Here is a 6146-nt window from a genome sequence, read left to right as displayed (position 1 = left end):
CCGCTCGGTCTGCGCGGCGAGCGTCCCCACGACGTCGTCGGTGAGCGCGGGCGTGCCCAGGTGCTCCCACTCGGCGGCCATCCGGTTCCCGACGGCGCCCAGCATCCGCCGCAGACCCCCCGGGCCGCCGCCCAGGTGGAACGCCTGGAACGGCCCGACCGCCCCCCAGCGCAGCCCGATCGAGCCGGTCACCACGGCGTCGACCTCCTCGGCCGTGAGATACCCCTCGGCCACCAGGTGCACGGCCTCCCGGAACAGGGCCGACTGCAGCCGGTTCGCGGGGGTTCCGGCCATGGGGCGGCGCAGCGCGACCGGCACCTTGCCCAGGGACCGGTAGAACGCGGCGGCCCGCTCGACGGCGTCGGGCCGGGTGCGGGTGCCCGGGACCAGCTCCACCAGCGGCATCAGATGGGCCGGATTGAACGGGTGGCCGACCAGGAGCCCCGAAGGGTCGTCCATGGTGGCGCCCAGCGCGTCCGCGGACAGCGACGAGGACGACGACAGCAGCAGTACGTGGTCGGGAGCGGCCCGCTCGGCCTCGGCGAACAGCTCCTGTTTCAGGGCGAGTTGTTCGCGTACGTTCTCCTGCACCAGGTCGGTGCCGGCGACCGCCTTGGCCACGTCCGGCTCGATCGTGAGCCGGTCCAGCAGCCGGGTGGGATCGGCGGGCGGCGAGGGCAGCGACGGGGCGAACAGCTCCACCGCCTCACGCGCCGCCCGCTCGGCGTCGGTCCTGCGGGTGCTCAGCCGTACGTCGAGGCCGTGGGCGAGGAAGAGCGTGGTCCAGGCCAGACCGATGGTGCCCGCACCGACCACGGTGACGGTGCGTACGGGCCCGGTCATCGGGCCGGCCTGGCGAAGTGCGGTGCCACCTGCCGCGCGAACAGCTCCGTCGAGCGCTTGGCGACCTCCACCGGCAGCAGCCCGGAGTGGATGGTCAGGCTGAGGGTGACGTCCGGGCCGAACCAGCCCTGGATGCGCTCGATCTGGGCGCGGACCTCGGCCGGCGACCCGGCCAGCAGCTTGTCCGCCTCGAGCTTCTTGTCGAAGTCGTAGGTGCGGGTGGCCTCGAGGATCCTTTCGTAACCGGGGTAGGCGCTGCTGGAGACGCGTCCCCACGCGGAGACGGCCTCGGCCATGCGCTGGTTGTACGCCTCGTCGTCCCGGCGGGCCAGGCGGCGGGCCTCGTCGCCGTCCTCGGCGACGTAGGTCGGGTAGCTGAACTGCACGCGGCCCGGCCCCTCGTGGCCCGCCGCGGCGCGCGCCGCCCGGTAGGCGCCGAGCATCTCCTGGGCCTTCTCCACGGACGAGGTCGCGGGCACGAGCAGCAGGTGGTGGCCGGCGCGCCCGGCGGACTCGCAGGACTCGAGGCTCATGGCGGTGGCGACATGGGTCGGCGGGTGCGGCCGCTGCACCGGGCGCGGCTGCAGGGTGACCGGGCCGAACTTGTGGAAGCGTCCCTCCCAGACCACGTCCTCCTCGGTCCACAGGCGGCGGATCGCTTCCACGTTCTCCTCGAACAGGGCGCGGCTGTCGTCGATGGACACGCCGAAGGCCGCGAACTCGTCGGGCAGGAAGGCCCGCCCGAAGCCGACCTCCAGCCGGCCGTGGGAGAGGTTGTCCAGCATGGCGAGCTTGCCCGCGAGCTTGACGGGGTGGGTGAACGCGGGCAGCACGGTGCCGGTGATCAGCCGGATGCGGCGGGTGCGGGCGGCCGCGGCGGCCAGGAAGGTGACCGGGTCGGGGCTGTAGCCGCCGTACCGGAAGAAGTAGTGCTCGACGATCTTCACGTGCTGGAAGCCGAGCGCGTCGGCGTGCTCGGCCACGGACAGTGCCTCGTCGTAGTAGGTCGCGCCGTCCTTGTCGGCGGGACCCACGGTCGGGAAGAAGGTCACTCCGAATTCCACTGTGCACCTCGCGGGCTGATGTCGACTGCGGTACGGCGACGCTCGCAAGCCTGGCTCGCAGTCGGCTGGAGGCCGGATCGAGCAAGAACGTACTTGCCAGGGACCGGGCCACCGAGTAATAGTTGGTTTGTCACAACCAACCGAGCGGAGATCGGTGCCGGACATGGGACGCACGTCAGCCACTCCACCAGACCAACCGGACGAGCAGCGCGGTGTCTCCGGTGAGGTGGCGTCGGCCCTTGCCGTGGTGGGGAACTGGATGTTCTCCACGGCGGCCAGGCGCCGCATCATGGCGGCCTCCGGCCTCGAACTGTCCATCGGGGACTACACGCTGCTCGCCCAGATCTCCCAGCACGCACCCGTGCGGCTGTCGGTCCTGGCGGACCTGATGGAGGTGGACAAGTCCACGCTCACGCCGCCCGCCAAGCGGCTGGAGGCGCGCGGCTTCATCGTCCGCGAGCCCGACCCGGCGGACGCCCGCGCCCAGCTGGTGACCGTCAGCCGGACCGGCAAGCAGGCCGTCCGCAAGCTCTGGCAGGCCCGGGCCGCCATCGTGGCGGAGCTGATGGAGGACTGGAGCACCGCCGACATCAAAAGCCTGGCCACACATCTGGCGGCCTTCGCCGAAGCGATCGAGAAGAAGGGGTAGGGACCGTGACCCACTTAGGGACCCAGGACGGCGCGAGTGGCGGCGGCGCGGCCACCGCGGCCTCCGGCACCCGGCGGTTCCCGGGCCGCGCCGCACCACCCTGGGTGATCGTCACCCTCGCCTGCCTCGGCCAGTTCATGGTCCTGCTCGACGTGTCCATCGTGAACGTCGCGTTGCCGTCCATCCAGACCGGCCTCGGCTTCAGCGACACCGGCCTGCAATGGGTCGTGAACGCCTACACGCTCGCCTTCGCCGGCTTCCTCATGCTCGGCGGCCGGGCCGGTGACCTCCTCGGCCGCAAACGCGTCTACATCGCCGGCATCGCCGTGTTCACCGCGGCGAGCCTGGTCGGCGGCCTCGCGGGCAGCCCCGGCGTCCTGATCGTCGCCCGTGTCGTGCAGGGCGTCGGCGCCGCCTTCCTGTCGCCGATCACCCTCGCCCTGCTCACCACCACCTTCCCCGAAGGACCCAAACGGGCCTCCGCGCTGGGTCTGTGGAGCGCGGTGGCGGGCGGCGCCGGCGCGGTCGGCTCCATCGCCGGCGGACTGCTCACCGGCTATCTGTCCTGGCGCTGGATCCTCCTGGTCAACATCCCCATCGGCATCGCGCTCATCGCGGGATGCGTGCGCTACCTCGACCACCGGCGCGGCGAGGGGCCGCGCCGGCTGGACCTCCTGGGCGCCGCCACCGTCACCCTCGCCCTCCTCGCCCTCGTCTACGGCATCGTCAACACCGCGTCGTACGGCTGGACTTCGCCGCAAGTGCTGCCGCCGCTGATCATCGGCCTGGTGCTGCTCGCGCTGTTCTGCCTCGTCGAGGAGCGCGTCGCCAAGGTTCCGCTGATACGGCTCGGCCTGCTGCGTGCCCGCTCGGTGGCCGGCGGCAATCTGGTGGGGCTGCTGATGAACGCCGCGTTCCTGTCGATGTGGTACTTCGTCTCGCTGTACCTGCAGAACGTGCGCGGCTACAGCCCCGTACAGGCCGGACTGGCCTTCCTGCCGCACACACTGATGGTGATGACCGGGGCGCGGCTCAGCTCCCGGCTCATCTCCAAGGCCGGCACCCGTCCGCTCATCCTGGCCGGCGCCCTCAGCGCGCTCGCCGGCTTCGTGTGGCAGTCCCAGCTCGGTCCGCACAGCAACTTCGTGCTGATGGTCGTGCTGCCCGGGATGCTGATGGCGCTGGGCGTCGGACTGGTCTTCACCCCCGTCGCCGCGGCCGCCACCTCCGGGGTCGCGCCCGCCGACGCCGGAGTGGTCTCCGGACTGCTCAACACCTCACGCCAGATCGGCGGCGCCCTCGGCCTCGCCATCCTCACCACCATCGCGACGAGCCGTATCCAGTCGCTCTCCGGTGACACTCAGCCCACCTCCGACAACCTGGTCTCCGGCTACGGCCTGGCCTTCCTGGTGGCCGCGGCCTTCGTGGTCCTCGGCGCGGTGTCGGCACTCGTCCTGCCACGCGTCGCCAAGAACCGCTCCTGACGGCCGACCTTCCTACAAGGAGACCTCGTTGAGCAGCGAAAAGCCCCAACTGACCTACCCGCACCTGCACTTCCGCGAGCCCAACCCGCTCGCCGACGGGAACTACCCGGGATTCGCGCCCGGTTCGCGCGTCGCCGACGGGATGCGCATCGACCGCGACGTCGAGATCCCGGTCCGTGACGGCAGCGTCCTGTACGCCGACGTGCACCGGCCCGCCGACCCCGGCACCGCCCCGCTGCCCGTACTGATCTCCTGGGGCCCCTACGGCAAGCACGGCGGCCGCAGCACCGCCCCGAGCCGCAGCGCCGCCAGCGGCGTCGACCCGTCCTGGGTCTCCCCGTACGCGGCGATCGAGGCCCCGGACCCGCTGTTCTGGTGCGGACACGGCTACGCGGTGGTCTACGTCGACCCGCGCGGCACCTGGAGCACTCCCGGCGACTACACCCTCGCCTCGGAGCAGGAGGCGCAGGACTTCCACGACGCGATCGAGTGGGCCGGCACCCGTGACTGGTCCAACGGCAAGGTCGGGCTGTCCGGTGTCTCGTACCTGAGCATCGCCCAGTGGCGGGTGGCCGCCACCAGGCCGCCGCACCTGGCCGCCATCAACCCGTGGGAGGGCCTGACCGACTTCTACCGGGACATCGCCTACCACGGCGGCATCCCGGAGACCGGCTTCATGGAGGTGTTCGCCCGGCACAGCCTCGGCTACTCCTCCACCCGCGTCGAGGACCTGGAGCGCCTGGCCGCCGAGCACCCCTTCGACGACGCGTACTGGGACGCCAAGCGAGCGGTCCTGGAGAACGTCGAGGTGCCCGCGTACGTCGTCGCCAGCTGGTCCAACCAGGGCCTGCACGGGCGCGGCACCCTGGAGGGCTTCAAGCGCATCTCCTCCGCCCACAAGTGGCTGGAGGTGCACGGCCGCAAGACCTGGGAGTACTACTACCGGCCCGAGAACGTCGCCAGTCAGCTGAAGTTCTTCGACTGGGCGCTGAAGGGCGAGGACAACGGCTGGACCGAGCGGCCGAAGGTGCTCACCGAGGTGCGCGAACGGGCGAACGCCGGCTATGTCACCGAGGAGCGGGAGTGGCCCATCGCCCGCACCGAGTACGTGCCGCTGCACCTGGACGCGGCCACGGGCACCCTGGCCGACAAGCCGCCGCTGGCCGAGGCCGAGGTGAGCTACCCGGTCCAGGACGGCGACGGGGTCGGCGGGACGCGCTTCAGCCACCGGTTCACCGAGCGGACCCGGCTCACCGGCCACGCCAAGCTGCGGCTGTGGCTGGAGGCCCGGGGCTCCGACGACGCCGACGTCTTCGTCGCGCTGCGCAAGAAGGACGCCGCGGGCCGGGAGGTGCCGTTCCCGTTCTTCGCGCTGTACGACAACGGCCCCGTCGCCCTCGGCTGGCTGAGGGCGAGCCACCGGGCCCTGGACGAGCAGCGCTCCACGCCGTGGCAGCCCTGGCACCGGCACGACCGCGAGCAGCTCCTCGAACCCGGCGTCCCGGTCGCCCTCGACATCGAGATCTGGCCCTCGTCGACCCTTTTCGAGCCGGGCGAGAGCCTCGAAGTCGTCGTCCAGGCGGGCGATGTCGTCACCGGTGTGCTGCCCGGACACCGCGTCACCCGCAACGCCGGCGACCACGTCATCCACACCGGCGGCCGGTTCGACAGCCATCTGCTCGTCCCCGTCGTCGCGGACGAGTAATCCGTACACGATCCACCAAGAAGGAGTGAGGACAGGTGCGTGCCGTCCTGCTGAAAGATTTCGGTCCTCCGGACCGGCTGACCGTGGCCGAGGTACCCGACCCGCGCCCCGCCCGGGGCGAGGTGACGATCCGGGTGGCCGCCGTCGGCATCCAGTTCCTGGAGACCCAGGTCCGCTCCGGCATGATGCGCGGGGCCCTGGGCGGCGCGCCCCTGCCCGTGATCCTCGGCAAGGAGATCGCGGGCGAGGTGATCGAGGCCGGGGCGGGCGTCGACACGGCGCTCGTCGGCAGCCGGGTGCTCGCCACGACCGGCGGTGTCGGCGGCTACGCCGAGCTCGCCACCGCGCCCGCCGGAGAACTCGTCCCGGTGCCCGACGCGCTGGACTTCCGCGACGCCGTC

6 protein-coding genes are annotated in these 6146 nt (G+C 71.8%); 4 read left to right on the top strand and 2 right to left on the bottom strand.

The features are described 5' to 3' along the window. Positions 1–843, bottom strand: an 843-nt coding sequence (locus H5J33_RS20035; RefSeq protein WP_181796307.1) for a 3-hydroxyacyl-CoA dehydrogenase NAD-binding domain-containing protein, incomplete at its 3' end; no start/stop codon positions are given. Then, on the bottom strand, positions 840–1907 hold the full coding sequence (locus H5J33_RS20030) for an LLM class flavin-dependent oxidoreductase (RefSeq protein ID WP_181796306.1): 1068 nt from the start codon (positions 1905–1907) through the stop codon (positions 840–842). The genes H5J33_RS20035 and H5J33_RS20030, both read right to left, overlap by 4 nt. A gap of 163 nt (positions 1908–2070) precedes the next feature. Between H5J33_RS20030 and H5J33_RS20025 the strand changes: the two genes are divergently transcribed. The 4 genes from H5J33_RS20025 to H5J33_RS20010 form a co-directional block, all read left to right on the top strand. After that, positions 2071–2556: a MarR family winged helix-turn-helix transcriptional regulator gene (locus H5J33_RS20025; protein ID WP_181796305.1), complete on the top strand. Its 486-nt coding sequence runs from the start codon at positions 2071–2073 to the stop codon at positions 2554–2556. A 5-nt stretch (positions 2557–2561) separates the two neighbouring features. Beyond that, a complete protein-coding gene (locus H5J33_RS20020) occupies positions 2562–4040 on the top strand; it encodes an MFS transporter (RefSeq protein ID WP_309485448.1) in 1479 nt (492 codons plus the stop codon). A 28-nt stretch (positions 4041–4068) separates the two neighbouring features. Beyond that, positions 4069–5745 (top strand): CocE/NonD family hydrolase, encoded by a 1677-nt coding sequence (locus H5J33_RS20015; protein ID WP_181796304.1) that lies wholly within the window; start codon positions 4069–4071, stop codon positions 5743–5745. A 35-nt stretch (positions 5746–5780) separates the two neighbouring features. Continuing rightward, on the top strand, positions 5781–6146 hold a 366-nt coding region (locus tag H5J33_RS20010), incomplete at its 3' end, for an alcohol dehydrogenase catalytic domain-containing protein (protein ID WP_181796303.1).

Source organism: Streptomyces sp. WELS2 (assembly GCF_013870595.1).
In the GTDB taxonomy this organism is placed as follows: Bacteria; Actinomycetota; Actinomycetes; order Streptomycetales; family Streptomycetaceae; genus Streptomyces.
Note: the sequence above shows the minus strand (reverse complement) of the source record. Positions and strands in the feature narration are given on the sequence as shown.

Coding starts and splice junctions, on each gene's coding strand:
- H5J33_RS20025 (WP_181796305.1), top strand. CDS start 2,071: ATGGGACGCACGTCAGCCACTCCACCAGACCAACCGGACGAGCAGCGC.